At 44.7% G+C, this 18,207-nt stretch carries 12 protein-coding genes; 5 read left to right on the top strand and 7 right to left on the bottom strand.

The window, feature by feature from the left end; translation table 11 throughout:
• Positions 1-98: 98 nt before the first annotated feature.
• From GJV22_RS08115 to GJV22_RS08090, 6 genes are all read right to left on the bottom strand, one after another.
• Positions 99-1,205 (bottom strand): imelysin family protein, encoded by a 1,107-nt coding sequence (locus tag GJV22_RS08115; protein ID WP_163711438.1) that lies wholly within the window; start codon positions 1,203-1,205, stop codon positions 99-101.
• A gap of 26 nt (positions 1,206-1,231) precedes the next feature.
• A complete protein-coding gene (locus GJV22_RS08110) occupies positions 1,232-2,506 on the bottom strand; it encodes a hypothetical protein (RefSeq protein ID WP_163711435.1) in 1,275 nt (424 codons plus the stop codon).
• Positions 2,507-2,626: 120 nt separating this feature from the next.
• Complete coding sequence (locus GJV22_RS08105) at positions 2,627-4,006, bottom strand: di-heme oxidoreductase family protein (protein ID WP_163711432.1); 1,380 nt, start codon at positions 4,004-4,006, stop codon at positions 2,627-2,629.
• Positions 4,007-4,245: 239 nt separating this feature from the next.
• Positions 4,246-6,984: a glycosyl hydrolase gene (locus GJV22_RS08100; RefSeq protein WP_163711430.1), complete on the bottom strand. Its 2,739-nt coding sequence runs from the start codon at positions 6,982-6,984 to the stop codon at positions 4,246-4,248.
• Positions 6,985-7,381: 397 nt separating this feature from the next.
• Positions 7,382-8,179 carry a gluconate 5-dehydrogenase gene (locus tag GJV22_RS08095; RefSeq protein ID WP_163711427.1) on the bottom strand — a complete coding sequence of 266 codons (798 nt, stop codon included), beginning with the start codon at positions 8,177-8,179 and terminating at the stop codon, positions 7,382-7,384.
• 338 nt (positions 8,180-8,517) lie between these two features.
• On the bottom strand, positions 8,518-8,694 hold the full coding sequence (locus GJV22_RS08090) for a histone H1 (protein ID WP_163711424.1): 177 nt from the start codon (positions 8,692-8,694) through the stop codon (positions 8,518-8,520).
• A 503-nt stretch (positions 8,695-9,197) separates the two neighbouring features.
• Here GJV22_RS08090 and GJV22_RS08085 point away from each other — a divergent pair.
• The 5 genes from GJV22_RS08085 (at position 9,198) to GJV22_RS08065 (ending at position 14,889) form a co-directional block, all read left to right on the top strand.
• Positions 9,198-10,193 carry a LacI family DNA-binding transcriptional regulator gene (locus tag GJV22_RS08085; RefSeq protein WP_163711421.1) on the top strand — a complete coding sequence of 332 codons (996 nt, stop codon included), beginning with the start codon at positions 9,198-9,200 and terminating at the stop codon, positions 10,191-10,193.
• A 62-nt stretch (positions 10,194-10,255) separates the two neighbouring features.
• A complete protein-coding gene (locus GJV22_RS08080; protein WP_163711418.1) occupies positions 10,256-11,176 on the top strand; it encodes a carbohydrate kinase family protein in 921 nt (306 codons plus the stop codon).
• 25 nt (positions 11,177-11,201) lie between these two features.
• Entirely contained in the window at positions 11,202-12,512 is a 1,311-nt protein-coding gene (gene fucP / locus GJV22_RS08075; protein ID WP_163711415.1) for an L-fucose:H+ symporter permease, read from the top strand.
• A 123-nt stretch (positions 12,513-12,635) separates the two neighbouring features.
• A complete protein-coding gene (locus GJV22_RS08070; RefSeq protein ID WP_163711412.1) occupies positions 12,636-14,021 on the top strand; it encodes a carbohydrate porin in 1,386 nt (461 codons plus the stop codon).
• 25 nt (positions 14,022-14,046) lie between these two features.
• Positions 14,047-14,889, top strand: a complete 843-nt coding sequence (locus GJV22_RS08065) for a sugar phosphate isomerase/epimerase family protein (RefSeq protein ID WP_205461796.1) — start codon at positions 14,047-14,049, stop codon at positions 14,887-14,889.
• Between the two features lie 243 nt (positions 14,890-15,132).
• Here GJV22_RS08065 and GJV22_RS08060 read toward each other — a convergent pair whose 3' ends face one another.
• The gene (locus GJV22_RS08060; protein WP_163711409.1) at positions 15,133-18,147 is read right to left on the bottom strand and encodes a glycoside hydrolase family 2 protein; all 3,015 of its coding nucleotides are present in this window, start codon (positions 18,145-18,147) and stop codon (positions 15,133-15,135) included.
• Positions 18,148-18,207 lie beyond the last annotated feature (60 nt).

Raw genomic sequence — 18,207 nt, 5'->3', positions numbered from 1 at the left:
ATATCGTCTGAAACTAAAAATCACTCTTTCCAGGCGCGATAAACGCCTTGGAAAGAGTATTTCAAATAAATGTAGAATCGTGATCCGAAGGTCAGTCGTTATTCTACAACTAAGGGTTTTACCTCGTTTTGCAATGCTGTCGCCAACGCGTTGATCGCATTGATCGCTGCCGTCGTTTTTTCTTCGTCACCCAGGTTATTGCGGAAAGGCTCCGGAATAGCATCCAAGGCGTCAAGTGAAGCCTGAAGTTTAGCTTTCATCGACGCATCAACCGACGCATCGAGCTCTGCTACATAGGCCGAAAGGCTCGCTCCCGGCGTACTTCCGTCATAGCCATTGATGTAGCTGTTTTGGACACTTCGAATGTTGTTTTTGAAGTCTGTCAATGAGTTCCAGCTGAACCATGATTCCACATCCAACACATTTCCGCTACCTACAGGCTCTGCAATTTTTCCGTTTGCAACCTCGTCGGCAATGGCAATCATCCCTTCGATAATTTCTTCAACGGCATTTACCTGCGACAAGTAACTGCTTCCGGCCTGACCGGCATTTTTCAGTTGCGCACCAAAGGGACTGCTTACATCAATACCCAAATCTTCCATAATTTGAGCCTCTGTAGTTCCATCATCAACACCGGCCCAAAGTGCCCAAAGAGTGATACAATCGTCGCGTAGCACTTCCGCTACGGCAGCCAGGTATTCTTTTTCGCGGTCGGTTACATCAGCAGCGGTACGCGCTGCTCCATCGCGGAATAACAAGTATTCGATCGTATGGAAACCGCGCAGCAAAGCGCCTAGTCCGTCGCGCACAAAGTCAGCTGTTAATTCCTGTTCGCCAGCCAAAACCTGGTCCAGCTGCGCCTGGTCCAATGGCCATGAGTCCAATAGCGGATCCAGGTTATTATAGTCTGCCGGACCAAACAAAAATGCTTCGCTTGACTCCCAGGCTTTACGTGTCGCTTTCCAGTCCAGGCAAGCCTGATCCAAATCGGTTTGTGCTCCTGTTTCAACAAAAGCGTCAACCGAGCTTAACAACTCAATCGAATTGTTTTTCATATCCGCATAAGTCGGGATGGCGGTATTCGTCACAAAAGCCTCTAAAATGGCTGAGTAATCGTAGCTTTCTTCGCTGTCGACCAGATCGTCTGACTTCGAACAGCTGTTTAACAAGCAAAGGGTAAGTATAAAAATTCCAATTTGTTTCATGCTATAAGATTAAAGTGGTTTCAAAATTATTTCGACATGAACCAGCCGGTATACACCAAAGCCAGTCCAAAAGTGTTTTCGTTGTTGTAGTCGCCCAATCCAATGCGACGAAGGCTGTAATCCGCTTTCAGCGCAATCGCCTGATTCAGAGAATAGTTTACACCACAGGTTAAAATATCGCGCTGGTAGCGTTTGTCTGCCAATTGGTCTCCGTCTGTGTTCTCCATTGAGTTATAGTACTCGTAGCGAACAAAAGGAGTCAACTTTGACCCCGGCTGTTTCAGGTAAAGGTTATAACCGAACTCACCGCCATAAGCCAATGCATTTTTAGCAACAGGTGTTCGTTGATACTGAATGTTTGAAGAAATACTCTGGTTAATCGTCGAGATCTCACGAGAATCAGTCAGGTCGCCGTAGATCACATTTCCACGGGCAGTCAGGCGGCGGGAAGTATATTCAAACTCACCCGAGACGATTGCCACTCTTCCGTCCAAATGAGCCATCTTTGCAGGTTTTTGAGTATTTCCGGTACTGTTTCCCCAGTAGCCGGATGAGGCCAGTCGTAACCCACGTATCCGCGTATTTTCAATCCGCCAGGCAAATGCGGGGTCAGTCATTTTTACATTTTCAAAAATGCCCTGTTTCCCGTCACGAACCCAGTAAGCCGATGAAAAACCGTTGGCATCCAGTCCGTTTACCACGAAAATCTGATAGGACCACGCCCTGTATCGCCCCAAAATCGAAAGACCGGTTTCGTGCCAGGTCAGCGGAATAATACTGCTTTCACTTTCCGGGCGAACTGTTCCGTAGTACAAAATTGATTCGTGGCGGTTATTGGTTTGACCAACCGGGATAATCATGTGTCCCACCCGAACACTAAAGTAGGGACTGAAAAACTTGGTTAAATGTATTTGTTCCAGAACCACCTCGCCTGCTTTCTCTACTTCCATTTCGTACTCTCCAAACTCCTCGTATTCCAGTTCCAGTGCAGAACCTGTTCCGCCATATTCGAACTCAACTTCCGAAGAAAAAGTAATGTCGGGAGTAAACTTGTAATCGAAAGTAAACACCACTCGTGGTATCGTCATTGATGCACGATTTTCACTCGGCGCACCACTAGGATCATTGTAGCGGTCGGCGCCATAGTCCATATGCTGGTAAAGAATTTCACCGTATCCTCCGAAGCGGTATTTACTAAAACCGGCACCAACGGAGTAGGTCGAATCCTGATTCTGAGCTTTTGCATTTGTTGTCGCAATCAGGAATATAATTACCCATAAGGGCAAAATAAGCTTTTTCATACTAAAAGATCTGTAAGAATTTAATTTATGCAAAGCAACACTCTTATCAGGAGTACTACAATCCCTAATAGTTGGGAATTTCATATTTATACTAAATATTCATTTGATTAGATTAATACCTTAGAGGGCATTCAAAAAAACCAACAAAGCTTCCCGATCAGCAGTTGATAGATTGATAAAACCATCCCGTGATTCTTCAGCTTCACCTCCATGCCACAAAATGGCTTCGGTCAGATTACGAGCACGTCCGTCGTGCAAAAAGCTGGTATGGCCGCTGGTCAGTTTTGTCAATCCAATTCCCCAAAGCGGGCGGGTTTTCCATTCTTTTCCGTTAGCTGCAAATTCATCGCGATTGTCAGCCAGATCATCTCCCATATCGTGCAATAGCATGTCCGTATAAGGGTAAATTTTCTGATTGCGGGCTTCCGCCAGTGAATAATCGGCTCCTGTGGTGAATGAAGGAATGTGACAAGCTTTGCAGTTCAGTTTATCGAAAACCTGGCGGCCTTTGATTACCTGAACATCATCCAGGTTTCGGGCAGCCGGAACTCCCAACGTTTGTCCATAGAAAACAACTTTTTCCACCTCTTCGCGACTAACTTCAACCGAAGTTATGGCCGTGTCGCCATTGGTCTGCCCGTAAGTATCCGGTACAGGGTGCAAGTAAGTTGTTAAGCCCATATCGCCACTGTATGCACCAACCGACTGGGCCAAAATACTGGCCGTTCCTGCTTTCCATCCAAATCGTCCCAGTTGCATCGACTGGCTGACAACATCCCACACATAGTTCGCCTTTCCCGATATACCATCCTCATCCAAATCATCCGGATCAGCGTTGGCCAGGATTGATTCATCCGGAATGGCGTCCAATAAGCCTAACCCAAAAACAGGCATCCCGATTCTTGGTGATATCTGCACATCAGCCGGCAACTCCATGTATGGATTGATAATTTCGTATTCCGGAACTTGCAGGCTTACTGCTGTTCCATCAGCTAATTGGACAACCCGCTCACTATAAAATACCTGCAACTTCCCTTCCGGTTCGTAGCCGTAAAGCGCCTGATGTTGCAACTGGGTGCCGAAACCGGGTACTGGTTTTGGACCTCCATGCTCGTCGGTTCCGGGAACACTGATGCGAAAGAAAAAGCCACTCATGGCGTTCACGTTTGACGGAAAAGAAGCGCGACCATCAGCAGGATGGCATGAATTGCACGCATTGTTGTTAAAAACAGGCCCCAAACCGCCGTTCTTAGGTGAAGGGTTAGAGACAAATGTTGCTTCGAATGCAACATCACCATTCTGATGAAAAATAAGGTTTTCAGCGCTTAAGTTTGGAGCAGGTGTACCAAAAGCCTGACTGGTACTCAGGTAAACAGTCATGTCGCCTCCTGCAGCCTCACCGTCCAGTTTTGAGGGTAAGTTATCATCGTTCTGACTAGTACAAGAGCATACAAAAAGTAATAGTAAAGCAAGGCAGATCCTTGCATCAAGTTTTTTCATGGCGAAACAGGTTATTATTCTGCTTCAAAAGTACCAGTACCCATTTCTACCGGCAATCCCCAATAATTGGGATATTAGTATCCATTTATATCAAAAATAAATTATTGATCAGCTAAGAAATCACGGCTAACAGTAATTCGCAAAAGCTGTCTTTTAATTAAAAAAAGACATAAAAAAAGTCCTCGTAAACAACCGTTCACGAGGACTCTTCTTTGGTCCAGTCATGTGATATTCTGGATCTATTTTACGATCTGTTCGATCAACTCAACGTTTCCACTGATTCCTGATGGCAATACTTCCCATTTGGAAGCATCCAGTGGTTTGTAATCAAGATCGACAATATTGATATTTTCAAATTTCTTCCATTCAATGCCTTCTTGATCCATGTAACGGATCCGATTGGCTGCCAGGTTGCAAACCTCGAGGCGGAGCGTATTTTCCCCTTTCGTCAGATATTTACCAACTTCAACCTCAAACGGAAAACTCCAAAGTGTCGCCACTTCCTGATCGTTCACAAACACTTTCACGGAAGCCTCTACTTTGTCCAGACGCAGCAAATAACCGCTTGCCTGAGGCCTTTTCATTTTAAATGTCGTCGTATATTGAGCCGTTCCGGCGAAATTTTGGTAAATGTCACCATCCAATTCAGTCCAGAATTTCAATTCAGGCAATGTAACCTCTGAGAACAACTCCGGACCACCGTTCAAAGCTTTCAGCTTCCACCCGTTTTCAAGAACCAACGCGTTTCCTTCCGCCATTGGCTGGTACTTTTCAACACCCGATAAATCATCATCTGTGAAATAAACAATTATCGACTCACCCGACTTCAAAGCAATTTTAACTTTATTCTGATCGGTTTCGGCTACAGCCATATCTCCGTTCATCGGATTCATCAACAAAGCATTCTTCGCAAAATACTTGAAGGGCAGCCACGCATCAACATCTTCCTTTTCGTGATTGGCAATAAAATAATAGTAGCCGGAATCGGTTTTACGCGAAATGCTTTTGATGTGGTAATCATTCAGGCTTTCTCGTTGGATGCCATAATCTTTTAGCGCAGCCTCGGCGTTTCCGACATAAATTGCCCCTTTCCCTTTTTCAGCAAACTGAAAATCATCTTTATCGGAAAACTGCAGTTTACGAACCAGTTCTGCCAGTTCTGCTTCTTTTTCCTGATAATTATTGAAGCCGGAAACCTGCTTGGGTATATTGCTAAAAATAATCGTCGCGCCTTCATCGGCCAATGTCAGAAGCTTTGTAAAAGTAGCCAATTTGATTCGATGAATCTTTGGCAACAAAATTGCTTTGTACGGAACACGGTCAACCGTAACAACATCTTTCCCTTCAACTTTCATGTCCGCGATAATGCGATCGGTTGTGAAATCGAACAAATAACCTTCATCAAGCAAATCCTCAATTTCCGGCATATTGACCCAGTTTTCTGAGTTATGTAACGTCAGCTTTTTTTCGAGACCGTTAGCATCGTAATTGTAGTCGTCCGGTGACCAAAATACAAGAAAATTGTTGGTATGCTGACCTGCTTGCAAAACCGACTGGCAACGAGCAATATAACTGTTCATCGCATCGATATGGGCCCATTGCGGATTATTCGGATCCATGTGTGTTGAAGCATAGAAACACCATCCCGGCCACCCGGCACGCTCTGGCGAATAGGCTGTTCCGTGAAAAAACAGGTGGGTTACGCCTTTCACAAACAGCTCGTCAAGCTCGGCTTTGCACTGATAAAGAGGTGTTTTGAAATGTTCGTTCAACCATGTGAAACTTTCGCAAGAAACAAGATTCTCGCCTTTCATATGGGCTGCAGACGATGAAAACTTTTTGAACAGTTTGTTGCTTTCGGTATGTTTAGCATCACTACGATCAATAAAATCCTGTAAAAACGGAAAGTTTGTCGCATGAAAAGTTTCCATTTCAGGAATACCCACCGCGGCATACAAATCGATCAAATTGCCCGGTGAACCATGCGCCTGGTTGCGGGTAACAGCACCATAAGTGTTGGCCCAGTTCGTCCATGTTTGGGTGAAATTATGAAGTAGCATATCACCCAAGACATCGCGGTAGTCGGCTTTCACACGAGCAATTGTGTCCGCGTTTCCTTCTCCGCTCATTTCCCTGGTATAAAGCGCCAGATCGTAGCCTTTCAATTTTTTAAAGGTTCCAAAAAGTTCTCTTGCAGCACTGGCGCTCTCCAGCTCGTAACTATCGTTAAAAAAGCAACGGACGCCTGGATTTCCATGAAAAGCTTTATCAAACCGATCCAAATATTGCAAGGTTGAACGTTTCGAGAAATGATTAAAAACCAAGCCTTCGCCACCGGGAGCTGCGCGTTTCACTTTTTGCCCTGTATTAGACTCGGTCACTGCGATGACCAATGTGTTGTCGTCATCAATATCATTCACTGAGCTTCCTTCGGCGAATAAATTTATCCGTTGATTTTCCTGATTAAAAGCAGACAAAGCGATCAATTCTTCCTCAGTTGAGCTTTTTATAGAATCGACAAATTGGTTTACTTCATCCTGAGAAAGACTTCCAAGTTGATGGAAGAGCATCTTTTTGGCTGCAAATTCATCGGTCACTAAAGGGCCGCCAAAGGGCCAACCGGTTCCGGTATTCATATCAACTCCCAAATCATTCGCCTGTCCGGTATCTACAGTCTCTTTGAGCATGCTTATCCATTTGGGTGACAGAAAATCGATATTATTTGCTTCTTCCCCTTTTACACCATAAATTGGCGTAATCTCAACACCACCTATACCTTTGTCGGCATATTCTTTAATCAATCGGTCAAGATTTTGCTGATCGACTGCACTTCCCAACCACCACCAACGGGTCCACGGTTTAGCTTCCTGCTTAATTTCAGGCCAGTACGAATTTTGTTTGCTATTGGATTGAGAATTTCCGGTAAATGATAATCCCCCAAAAAGGAGAATAAGTAGGTAACGGTTTAAACGGTTCATAATTAGTAGTTTTTGTTTCTATTCGCAGAAACATAGATGAATTGAGTAGTTAAAAACGTCACCAAAAATACAAATTTTAACGGCAAAAATTCCCTTAAACCGAAACGGAATCATGCTTTAGCCCTGACTTTTCCGGTGAAAAGAAACCAGAAACTGAAAAATCAAAAGAGGATGGATTTCAAGGAATCGGTTCGCGTAACTCCTAACAAACGAACCGAATTTAGCGGTCATTCTGAAAAGGAAAGTTTCCGCGGGTTATTGTGTCAGATCCGGGAGCCGCAATTCATGAAGGAATGCTTCACTGTGCTATTTCAAACATCAGAAGGAGAATAACTCCCCTCAACAGCGAATAATAGAAATAACGGATCAAAGAGCAGAGGAACTCCTACTCCATTAATTACAAGTCGTTTTCACCCTTCACATAGCCAAAATTGGCTGTAATGCCACCGTCAACAAAGAGCAATTGACCATTGACAAATTCACTCGCTTTTGCTGATAGGAAAAGGGCTGCATAGCCAATATCTTCCGGAGTACCCCAGCGTCCGGCCGGTGTTCGGGCCATCACCAGGTCATTGAACGGATGTCCCCCCTCGCGGATTGGAGCCGTTTGAGCAGTCGCAATGTAACCCGGACCGATACCGTTGATCTGAATGTTGTATTTTGCCCACTCGCTAGCCATGTTAGCGGTCAGCAGCTTCAAGCCACCTTTGGCTGCCGCATAAGCCGACACCGACGTGCGGCCGTAAATACTCATCAGCGAGCAAATATTGATAATCTTACCGGCACGTTTCGCAATCATGCCCGGAGCAACACGCTTCGAGACAATCAGTGGTCCAACCAGATCAATATCCAGTACTTGTTTAAAGTCGTCCACCGGCATATCAAGAATCGGCACCCGCTTAATAATCCCGGCATTGTTTACCAGGATATCGACCTGTCCTACCTCCTGCTCAATCTGAGAAATGCCTTCATCGACACTTTGCTCATTGGAGACATCAAAAGCAACGGTGAACACATCAATTCCGGCCTCTGCAAATTCAGCCTTCGATTTTACCAATTTTTCCGCTGAAGTTCCGTTGATACATACTTTTGCCCCGGCCTGTGCCAATACTTTCCCGATAGCCATCCCTATGCCATGACCGCCACCGGTTACTAAGGCCACTTTTCCTTTCAAGTCAAATAAATCCTGTATCATAACGTTTTCTCTCGTTTGCTAAATTGTAGCTGTTAAAAATGGGAATTACTAGCCTAACATCAGCTAAAAGTAAAAGAAATAATTCAATCGATTTTGCTAATCAATCTCAAAAGGCTGCGTGTTTGGTGAGTCCAAACCGCCTAAACAAAAGAAAAGCCAAAACGAACATCTCTGTCGATCAGTTTCCAGGTCGTTAGTCCAAAACTCATCTTTAACCACTTCTGGATAAGTGCCTGTATTGTTCTAATTTAAATTTCGGAAATTTGAGAGTCCGATTCACCCAGAGCGGGAGAAAGAATTCTCCCTGCTCAAAAGGAATGAGCAGAGAGGAATGGGATTTACTTTTTAGACTCTTCCAGTGAAACTTGACGGAACTCCTTCAAAAGCTTTGTCAATTCCAAACTTGATTTACGTGCACGAGTGCCTGCCGCTTTGTTGCCGTTTTCTGATTGTGATCCGGCATTCTCTTGAAACAAAGCAATCTCTGCGTTAATCTTTTCTAAAAGTTCTTTCATAATGTGATTCTCTTAAGTATTAATTCCGTCAAAAATAGAATTTTATTGATAACTCGTGCGTCTTGGATGAATATTCTTTGTTCTTTCTCTGCCAAATAAGCGGGGGAAATTGCTCCACCAGAGTTCTATGCTATAAGTAAACTGATGTAAATTAATGAATTCACCGACCAGTTTGATCCATCAATAAAAGAATGGGCTTCGGAATAAAAAGTTAGATCATAGAAAACCGGGAGGCATAAAGGGAGAAAAACACAGGCACTCATGGAATCGATGGAAGTACGATCGTCGAATGAATTTCTGAGACATAAAACAGAGAAACTCCGTTGAAATGCTAAATATCGACTGTCTCCACGTCTTTCCATTGTGAATCATTCGAGCTGACTCACGATATACCGAATCACACGATGTGTTTTGGAGCATATTTTGTCGAGCTTAAACGTTTAAACAATAGCTTTGTAGTGACAAATTAATAAAAGCCAATTTGATCTCTGAATTCTACCTGTATGAAAAAGAATGTATCACTAAAAGACATTGCCGAAAAAGTTGGGGTTTCTACAGCACTGGTTTCCTATGTCCTTAATGGTAAAATGGAAGGTAGAATCAGTAAAGAGGTTGCAGCACAGATCAAAGCTGTAGCAGAAGAGTTAAACTACCGCCCAAACCAAATTGCAAAAAGTTTAAAGACCAACAGAACGCATACTCTTGGTTTGCTATTGGCCGATATTGCTAACCCCTTTTCGTCTCAAATAGCCCGGATTATTGAAAACGAAGCCAATAAACTCGGATATACTGTTATCATCGGAAGCTCCGATGAACAGGTTGAAAAATCGAAAAGCTTAATCCAATTATTTTTAAACCGGCAGGTCGATGGACTAATCTTATCGCTCCCTGAAAACTCGGAAGAGATTGTTTCCGATTTAAAGGAAAAAGGAATCCCTTTTGTATTACTGGACCGTTATTTTCCTGAAATTTCGACCAATTCGGTTACTATCGATAATTATTCAGCGGCAGAGGCTGCAATAAAGCACTTACAAGAAAATAACATCGCGCGAATTGGCATTGTTACTTACGAAACATCCTTATTCCACTTAGAAGAACGTTTGCGGGGTGCCCTGGAAAGTTGCAACGGAAATGCCACAGTTGGGAAAGTTCGTTTGGGAAATATTGAGGAAGATGTAGAGGCTGCAATTACGGCGTTTTTAAACCCTGAAAATAAGGTCGAAGCTATTTTCTTCCTCTCCAATTTATTGGCGATTTCCGGTTTGAAATATCTGAATAAACTTCAGGTTACGATTCCCGATCAATTAGCTGTCATCGCTTTCGACAAAACCGACGCGTTCGATCTGTTTTACACTACGATTACCTACGTCAATCAACCGATGAATGCAATGGGAGTTGAAGCCGTAAAGCTTGTTCAGCAAGCGATATCCGGTGTTCCAACTGAGACTACTGTTAATTTACAAACAGAACTGGTCATTCAGCATTCAACAACAGGCTAATATTTTTTTTCACCAGTTGCTTAAACGATTAAACTGATTATGCACTTAAATATCCATCAATTATGAAATCAAAAAAATCAAACGTCAAAACGATTGTATGTTACGGAGAAGTACTTTGGGATATCTTCCCCGACGGTTCGAAACCGGGAGGTGCTCCAATGAATGTTGCTTACCACTTGAAAAAATTCGGCATTGATAGCCGGATGATTAGTCGTGTTGGTGCTGACGCTTTAGGTAAAGCTCTTTTGGATCTACTTGAAGAATGGAAAATTCCGACTGAAAATTGTCAGGTTGACGAACAGTACCGGACAGGCTTTGTCGAAGCCATTTCCGGAGATGATCATGAAATGACCTATGTGATCCACCCCGATGTTGCCTGGGACCAAATTAAGCCATGCAATCAATCTGGTGAAATGGTTGAAAAATCGGATGCTTTTGTATTCGGAACGCTTGTTACCCGCAGCCAAGCCTCCCGAAATACACTTTATAAACTACTGGAGAAAGCATCTTATAAAGTGTTCGATATCAATCTGCGCCCACCTTTCTACTCGAAAGAGGTTATTGAATATTTATTGCAGCAGTGTAATCTTCTGAAATTAAACGACTCGGAACTTGACCTGATCCTTTCTTGGTACAAGAACGATCTGCCCGACGAAGCAACTTCTGTCCGGTTCCTACAGAAAAGATTTGGCATTGGGGAAGTCATTGTGACAAAAGGAAGTTGTGGAGCGACCTATTACGATAGCAACAATACCTACAATTTCCCGGCTTTCAAAGTCGATGTAAAAGACACAGTTGGAAGCGGAGATTCTTTTCTGGCCGCTTTTCTGGCTAACAAAATTCAAAATGAAAGCATTGACACAAGCATGTCTTATGCGACAGCCCTGGGGGCATTTGTTGCTTCGAATGAGGGAGCCTGCCCTTCCTATTCCATTGATGAATTGGAGCAATTTGCCAACCTGAGCACGAGTATTTCTGTCTAAAATCAACTAACTAAACAAATCAATAATGACAACATTTAGTCTTAGCGCAAAATCCGCTGCGCCATCCAAATCCAAGGCAAATAGCTACATTTTGCCACTTATTCTTATTGTCAGCCTGTTCTTTATGTGGGGAATGGGAAGTAGTATAAACGACATCCTGATTAAGCAGTTCAAAAAGACATTTGAATTGACCGATTTTGAGTCCGGTTTAGTTCAGTCCGCTTTTTACCTGGGGTATTTTCTTTTTGCCATTCCGGCGTCGCTTGTCATGAAAAAGTTTAATTACAAGACTGGCATTGTGACGGGATTGTTCCTATTTGCGGCCGGTGCTTTTCTTTTTTATCCGGCGGCGCAGTTAGAGTCTTATGCCTTTTTTCTGTTTGCCTTGTTTATTATCGCTTCCGGACTGACATTTCTTGAAACTGCAGGAAATCCCTATGTGGCAGCTTTGGGAGACCCGGCAACCGCCACTTTTCGGCTAAACCTGGCCCAGGCATTCAATCCGATTGGTTGTGTTACCGGTATTTTAATCGGTCAGCATTTCATTTTAACCGGTGTTGAGCATAGCAAAGAAGAATTGGCAAGCATGTCGCATGCGGCCGTCCAAGCTTATTACACGGCTGAAGCTCACACCGTACAAATGCCTTATCTGATTATTGGTTTGACAATCGTAGTCGCTGCACTGGTGATTTTCCTAACAAAATTTCCGGTCGTGCGCGACGAAGAAACACAATCGTCAGTTTCGACCCGCCAAACCTTGAAATTTATACTTAGCAAGCGACACTACCGAATGGCCGTAATTGCGCAGTTCTTCTATATTGGTGCCCAGGTTTGTATTTGGAGCTACCTGATTCGTTACATCCAGGAAACAATTCCAGGCACATCGGAAAAAGACGCCGCTAATTTCCTGACAATCTCGTTGGTTGTCTTTACAGCAGGACGTTTTATCGGAACGGCCTTGTTAAAACGAATTAAAGGGCACAATTTACTTTGGCTTTATGCCGCCTTAAATGTTACGCTAATTGCAGTTGCTTTAGCATTCCCCGGAACAATTGGACTTTGGGCCTTGGTTGCTACCAGTTTCTTCATGTCGATTATGTATCCGACAATCTTCTCATTAGGTATTCGTGGACTCGGTGAGCACACCAAGTTGGCTTCATCGGTTTTGGTGATGGCAATCATTGGCGGTGCTTTGTTGACTCCCGTTATGGGATTAGTATCGGTGTATTTCGGTATCGGCAATGCCATTGTAATCCCGCTGATCTGCTTTGCATTTATAGCCTATTATGGTATGGTTGGGTACAAAGAAAAAACGGAAGAAGAGGTTCTTGCCTGATTTTTATTTTGGCTGAATGTTTAAACGTTTAAACATTCAGCCAATCTATTCACTGAAACTTTTAAAGCAATCATATATCCGGTCAAAATCTCACTCCGTTTTGGCTGTAAAAAAAACCTAATCATGAAACACAAAATCCAACTTATCGTCTTGATGATCACTTTTTGTCTCTCAGCGGAAGCGCAGGTTGTGATTACCAATACAAATTTCTCGATGGGAACAACCGGACGTATTGGTATCGGACTTTCGCCCAACGGAGAGGGAAATCAATGGAAACCATTAAACCTGTCAGGGCAGGGTTCGTTGGCTGGCAGAATGGAACAATACGATTATATCGACTTACTACCTGCCATACACTTTACGCCGCAGACCTATAATAAAGACACGACGGATGTTACGCTTCAGGTGCGTTTGGGAATGTATTCGGCGAATGGCCAGTTTATGGGAAATGTTAGTTCGCGTTCTCCCGAGGGACTAACGTTTATCCTGCCCGAAGCATACATCGAAGCACGGAATATCATGGGAAGTGACTGGTCGGCCTGGGCAGGTGTTCGCTTCAGACGTTATGATGACATCCATATTTGCGACTATTTCTATTTCGATGATCACTCGGCTCAGGGGGCAGGATTTAGTTATAAGAACACCGAACTGGCCGTTTATATGCCCTCGTCGTCCGATTCGGCGGGTGTTTATCCTTACAACTACGAAATTACCGTAAAAGGAGCGACCAATCCCGTTATTCGCCAGCGTTTGGTTTTTGTTGGAGAACACAGCTTGCATTTTAAGAATGGCAACTCGCTTAAGCTGTTGGGTGAATATCACAGTGTGGCGGCGAATTCCGCAGATGCAAATTATTCATATCCGTCAGATAAAGGTTGGGTAGCAGGAGTTAAATTTAATTCCCTTTTAAAAACGACGATGCCCGGATCGTTTAACCAGATCGCCGTTCGCTATGGTGCCGGAATTGCCAATGGTGGCGATAACGGGAATACCTGGACCTGGGCTACTTATGGCGCCCCGGACACCAACGGCAAATATGCCGGTGCATATTCGTTTACCCTGGTTGAGCACTTTCTATTAAACCTGCATAAAAGGTTTAGTTTAAACGGATATGGTGTTTTTACCCGGAGTAAAGGCGGTGCTTCAAGTACCGACAAAGCACTATTCTTTGACGGTAACGAGATCTATAACCAAAAAACGGATTTTGTACTTGGTTTTCGTTCACTTTATTATGCCACCGACTGGTTACACTTGATTAATGAAGCGCATTATGCAACGCGCAAAGACGGCGATAATCCAACTGCTGCCATGTTGAAATTTTCCTTCGCTCCTTCCATTGTCCCGTTGGGGAAAAAGAATCCATGGTGCCGCCCTCATATTCGTCTTGTATTTTCTGCTGCACGTTACAACGATTTTGCCGGTGACAACCAATACTCCCCATACCTGCAACTGAATCACCAGCGATGGGGAACTTACATCGGGATTAAAACTGAAATGTGGTTATTCTAATTTTTCACCAAATAAACTCACAATTATGCCAACGTTTGGAACTTCATACTTATCGTTTATTCCATCATGGTCTCCCGAAGGTGGCAAATATGCCATACAGAAATCTGCAGAATATGGATTCGATATGCTTGAGATCTGTCTGCCTTCATTGTTAGACTTTGATGTTCAGACAGTGAAAAAACAACTGACGGAAGCCGGTATCGAATGTCGGTTAACGTTAAATATTCCGCAGAGTTGCCACCTGCCCGCTTATCCCGAAAAGGCTTTGCGTTTGATAAAAAGCGCGCTTGATCTTGTTGCCGAAATGGAAGGTGATTTTCTGGGAGGTGTGCTGCATTCGGCTATTGGCAAGTTTACCGGGAAACCCTGTACTGCCGGGGAACGGAAAATTATCAACGAGGTCTTTACCGAACTGTCGGTTTATGCAGCCGAACGCGGAATCACGCTTGCACCGGAACCCATCAATCGTTACGAAAGCTATGTTTTCACAAGCGCCGGAGAGGTGCTGAATTTAATTGATGAAACAAAGGCTACGAACATCGGAGTTCATTTAGATACCTTCCACATGAACATTGAAGAAGACAATTTTTACGATCCGGTTATTTGGTGTGGCGACCGTCTGAAACACATCCACATTACGGAAAGCAACCGGGGCATGACCGGTGAAGGAAATGTGCATTGGGATGATTTTTTTAAGGCTTTGGCAGAGATTAACTACCAGGGACCGTTAGTTCTGGAAAATTTCTCATCGGAAATAAAGGCGTTAATTGGACCGACCTCGCTATGGAGACCATCGACATATAACTCGGAAGACCTGGCCAAAGGAAGCCTGGCGTTCCTGAAGGACATGGTTGAAAAATGGTATTAATATAGCTGATGTTACGCCGGCAATCAAGAACCGCCAAAGGGCAAGCAAGAACGACAGACGAAAAGATCACACACCGAGATACCAATTGGCAGCGTAGCATTTGACGATTCAATTTTCCGCAAAACGTTGTTATACCTTACCGGGTATTGCTATAGCGCCTTCAATTCCACCTCATTAAAGTACAGATTGCTAAAAAAGGATAAAAAGCGGGCAGCCGAATTATTCCGGAACTGCCCGTTTTTATTATTCAACTTTTTTGAATATTTCAGCTTCAACAATACGCAATTGGCCCTTGGTATCCATGCCCTCCGGATCTTTAAATCCGTCAAGCTCTTTGTTTCCGCTCAGCTCAATCATATTTTGAAAAGCGTCTTCATCCCTTCCGGCTCCCGTAAGTCTGATGGTTACTGTTTTCCCAACAGTACGTGAAACCGGAATTAGAATATAGCCCAAACTGCGCGCTGTTTCGCCTTCCCAAACTTTCTTGCCATCCACCAAAATATCGATCGGATATGAGGTTCTTCGCCATCCTGTCATCTTCAGCGAGACCGCATCAATCTGTTCTTCCTTCGCAAACTCGTAAGTAATCCACCCCGTTGACATTTTACCATCATTCGTCCACTCTGTCATCTCATTATCATCGATGCTATTCAGCGCTGTTTCCTGGTTGACCCCGGCTTTAACAGCTGTAATCGCAATTGTTTCGCGGGAAACCCGGTATGATGGCGTCGAAGGAGTTGGCCCTTTCGACAAATTCCCTTTCAATCCAGCTGAAGGCAGCTCGGTCGTCAAACCGTTTTTTCCGGCAAACGGGATCGTTTCCAGTCCAATGCTGGCAGACTCGAGCCCGGCAGCAGACGCTTTGACCTTAATCTTACCGGCCTTCGTTGTTGAGCGAATCAATGCCCGGTTCACGCCGCATTCCACAGGAAAAGTTGTCGCGCCGACATAGTTATCAGGACCTTTGGCAATACCGCCCAGCCACTCTCCTTCTCCGGATAAATCGAACTTGATCGGGTTAAGCGCTGTTGGGCAACGTTGCCCGTCTTTGTCGACCACTTCAACCTGAATCAGCGCTAAATCGGCACCATTAGCTTTAAAACCAACCGGCGACTGCACACTTGTTAGCTTAAGCGCAACAGGCTCGCCGGCTGTGTTGATCACATCTTCGGAAACCGCTTCGCCGGCTTCATTGTAGGAAATCGCTTTGATCTCCCCTGCTTCCCATTTGACGGCCGGGAAAGTGTACAGATAGCGGTATGAATTTTCGCCCAGACCCTGCGATTTGCCGTTAATAAACAATTCGACCTTGTCGCCGCCCGACACCACATAAATTGGTTTAACGGTTCCCGGTTCGTAGTTCCAGTGTCCGATTAGATGCGTTAATTGCTTTTCAAGATCGACCCAGCCGGCCCACATCACCTGATGGGCGAAAAAGTTATCTTTCGGAAGACGCATCGGATCAACCTCGCCGCTCCTGCGGTAATTTTCAGCTCCGCGATAATGCGTATTGGTGTCGGAGAAAATAATATTTGCCCCACCGCTGCTAACCCGCGTTCCTGTGCCGGGACGCTGGATATAATAGTCGTACCAACGAATAACATTCTCAATGGCATGCGAATCCTGGTTATGGTTGTAAGCGCTCGCATCGGTGACTTTGCTGCCATTGACGTTATGAGCAAACGTACCACCCTCTCCGTTTTTGTGATAAGGAGGCGTATACGCATCCCAATATTTACGCAGCCCTTCGTCGCGCGAGTATTCGGTAGCAAATAAAGGCTTTCCGGCACTCTTGTTGATGTAGAGCATTTCCCCACCATATTCGGCGACCTTACTATCGAGCATTTCGCGGCTGCCGATTGCACGCCCGCCATTGGGGTCGTAGGTGTCGCGGATGCGCTTTAACGCAGCCATATGCTCCTCGCTGATGTTTTCATTTCCGCCCTCATAGAAAAGAATACTCGGGTTGTTCCGGTTGTAAATGATCGCATCCCGCATGACCTCGCAGCGTTGGTCCCAGCGACGACCGGTAACATCGCGTTCGGCATCACCCGCCGGCATTACCTGGATTAAGCCCACCCGGTCGCACGATTCCACATCCTGTTTCCAGGGCGTAATATGCATCCAGCGCACAAAATTACCGTTCGACTCAACCATCAGGTGATTACTGTAATCGCTTAACCAGGCGGGGACCGACATGCCCACCGCCGGCCATTCGTTGCTGGTACGCTGCGCATAACCTTTCATCATGATGACGCGGTCGTTCAGGTAAACCATCCCGTTTTGGAAAGCTGTTTTCCGAAAACCGGTTGTAACAGGAACCTCGTCAATGGTTGCTCCGTCAACCACCACCTTCGATGTAACCTGGTAGAGGTAACCGTATCCCCAGCTCCAGAACTCGAGTCCGCTGACCGCTTCCGAAGCCGACAGGGTTTGAATCCCATTCGGTGAAATCATCCGGGGGGTGCCCTTAAAATTCGCAATCTCCCGGCCATCGCGGTCGTTGACGGTTATTTCCAAACCGGCCACAACGGCTTTGGAGCTTTCATTTTTCACTTCCGATTCAACATGAATGGTGGCTGATTTTTCGGGAATGTTATAATCGGTGCCATAAACATACACACCGGTAGTTCCCAGGGTTGAGTAAAGCGGAAGCGTTTGATAGACATCAGCCGCCGTGTGCAGGTAAACATTCTTTGGAAGGCCTCCGTAATTGGCATTGAAATTCTTGTCAGACCACTGATATTTCTGCTTGAAAAAACGCTCGTGGTACTCCCAATCATTATCTGTGCGAACGGCGACGACATTTATTGCCGGGTAAGGTTTTACCAGCTGTGAAATATCAAGTCCAACCGCCATGACCCCATTTTCGTGTAAACCAACCATGGTGCCATTCACATAGAATTCGCCGGTCTGGCGGACTCCTTCAAACTCGAGAAATATTTTCGGATGACGGTCGTTTTCGGGCAATACAAACGTTTTTCGATACCAGGCGATGCCCGTTGAAAGCTCCCGGATATCTTTCTGAAAAGCTTCCTGCTCGTTCCAGGCATACGGAAGCGTCACACTTTTCCATTTTGAGTCGTCGTAGTTTGCCTGCTCGCCCCCCTCCGGATCGCCAACATACAATTTCCAGCCGGCGTTGAAGTTATAGGTTTGGCGGGTAGCCTGCGCGTAAGTCGTTTGCTGGCTTACAAACAAAAGAACGCAAAGCAACAATGAATAACGAAGCCGGTTTTTAAATTCGAATAAGATCATTTTTTGATAGTTTAGTTAGAATTGCCCTTTGTAGTTTCAGGCGATATTGAGTAGTAATTT

Source organism: Mangrovibacterium lignilyticum (genome assembly GCF_010882175.1).
GTDB lineage: Bacteria > Bacteroidota > Bacteroidia > Bacteroidales > Prolixibacteraceae > Mangrovibacterium > Mangrovibacterium lignilyticum.
Note: the sequence above shows the minus strand (reverse complement) of the source record. Positions and strands in the feature narration are given on the sequence as shown.

What these genes read in the sequence shown, in the direction of transcription:
- GJV22_RS08115 (WP_163711438.1), bottom strand. Translation starts at nt 1,205, where the DNA reads ATGAAACAAATTGGAATTTTTATACTTACCCTTTGCTTGTTAAACAGC.
- GJV22_RS08110 (WP_163711435.1), bottom strand. Translation starts at nt 2,506, where the DNA reads ATGAAAAAGCTTATTTTGCCCTTATGGGTAATTATATTCCTGATTGCG.
- GJV22_RS08105 (WP_163711432.1), bottom strand. Translation starts at nt 4,006, where the DNA reads ATGAAAAAACTTGATGCAAGGATCTGCCTTGCTTTACTATTACTTTTT.
- GJV22_RS08100 (WP_163711430.1), bottom strand. Translation starts at nt 6,984, where the DNA reads ATGAACCGTTTAAACCGTTACCTACTTATTCTCCTTTTTGGGGGATTA.
- GJV22_RS08095 (WP_163711427.1), bottom strand. Translation starts at nt 8,179, where the DNA reads ATGATACAGGATTTATTTGACTTGAAAGGAAAAGTGGCCTTAGTAACC.
- GJV22_RS08090 (WP_163711424.1), bottom strand. Translation starts at nt 8,694, where the DNA reads ATGAAAGAACTTTTAGAAAAGATTAACGCAGAGATTGCTTTGTTTCAA.
- GJV22_RS08085 (WP_163711421.1), top strand. Translation starts at nt 9,198, where the DNA reads ATGAAAAAGAATGTATCACTAAAAGACATTGCCGAAAAAGTTGGGGTT.
- GJV22_RS08080 (WP_163711418.1), top strand. Translation starts at nt 10,256, where the DNA reads ATGAAATCAAAAAAATCAAACGTCAAAACGATTGTATGTTACGGAGAA.
- fucP (WP_163711415.1), top strand. Translation starts at nt 11,202, where the DNA reads ATGACAACATTTAGTCTTAGCGCAAAATCCGCTGCGCCATCCAAATCC.
- GJV22_RS08070 (WP_163711412.1), top strand. Translation starts at nt 12,636, where the DNA reads ATGAAACACAAAATCCAACTTATCGTCTTGATGATCACTTTTTGTCTC.
- GJV22_RS08065 (WP_205461796.1), top strand. Translation starts at nt 14,047, where the DNA reads ATGCCAACGTTTGGAACTTCATACTTATCGTTTATTCCATCATGGTCT.
- GJV22_RS08060 (WP_163711409.1), bottom strand. Translation starts at nt 18,147, where the DNA reads ATGATCTTATTCGAATTTAAAAACCGGCTTCGTTATTCATTGTTGCTT.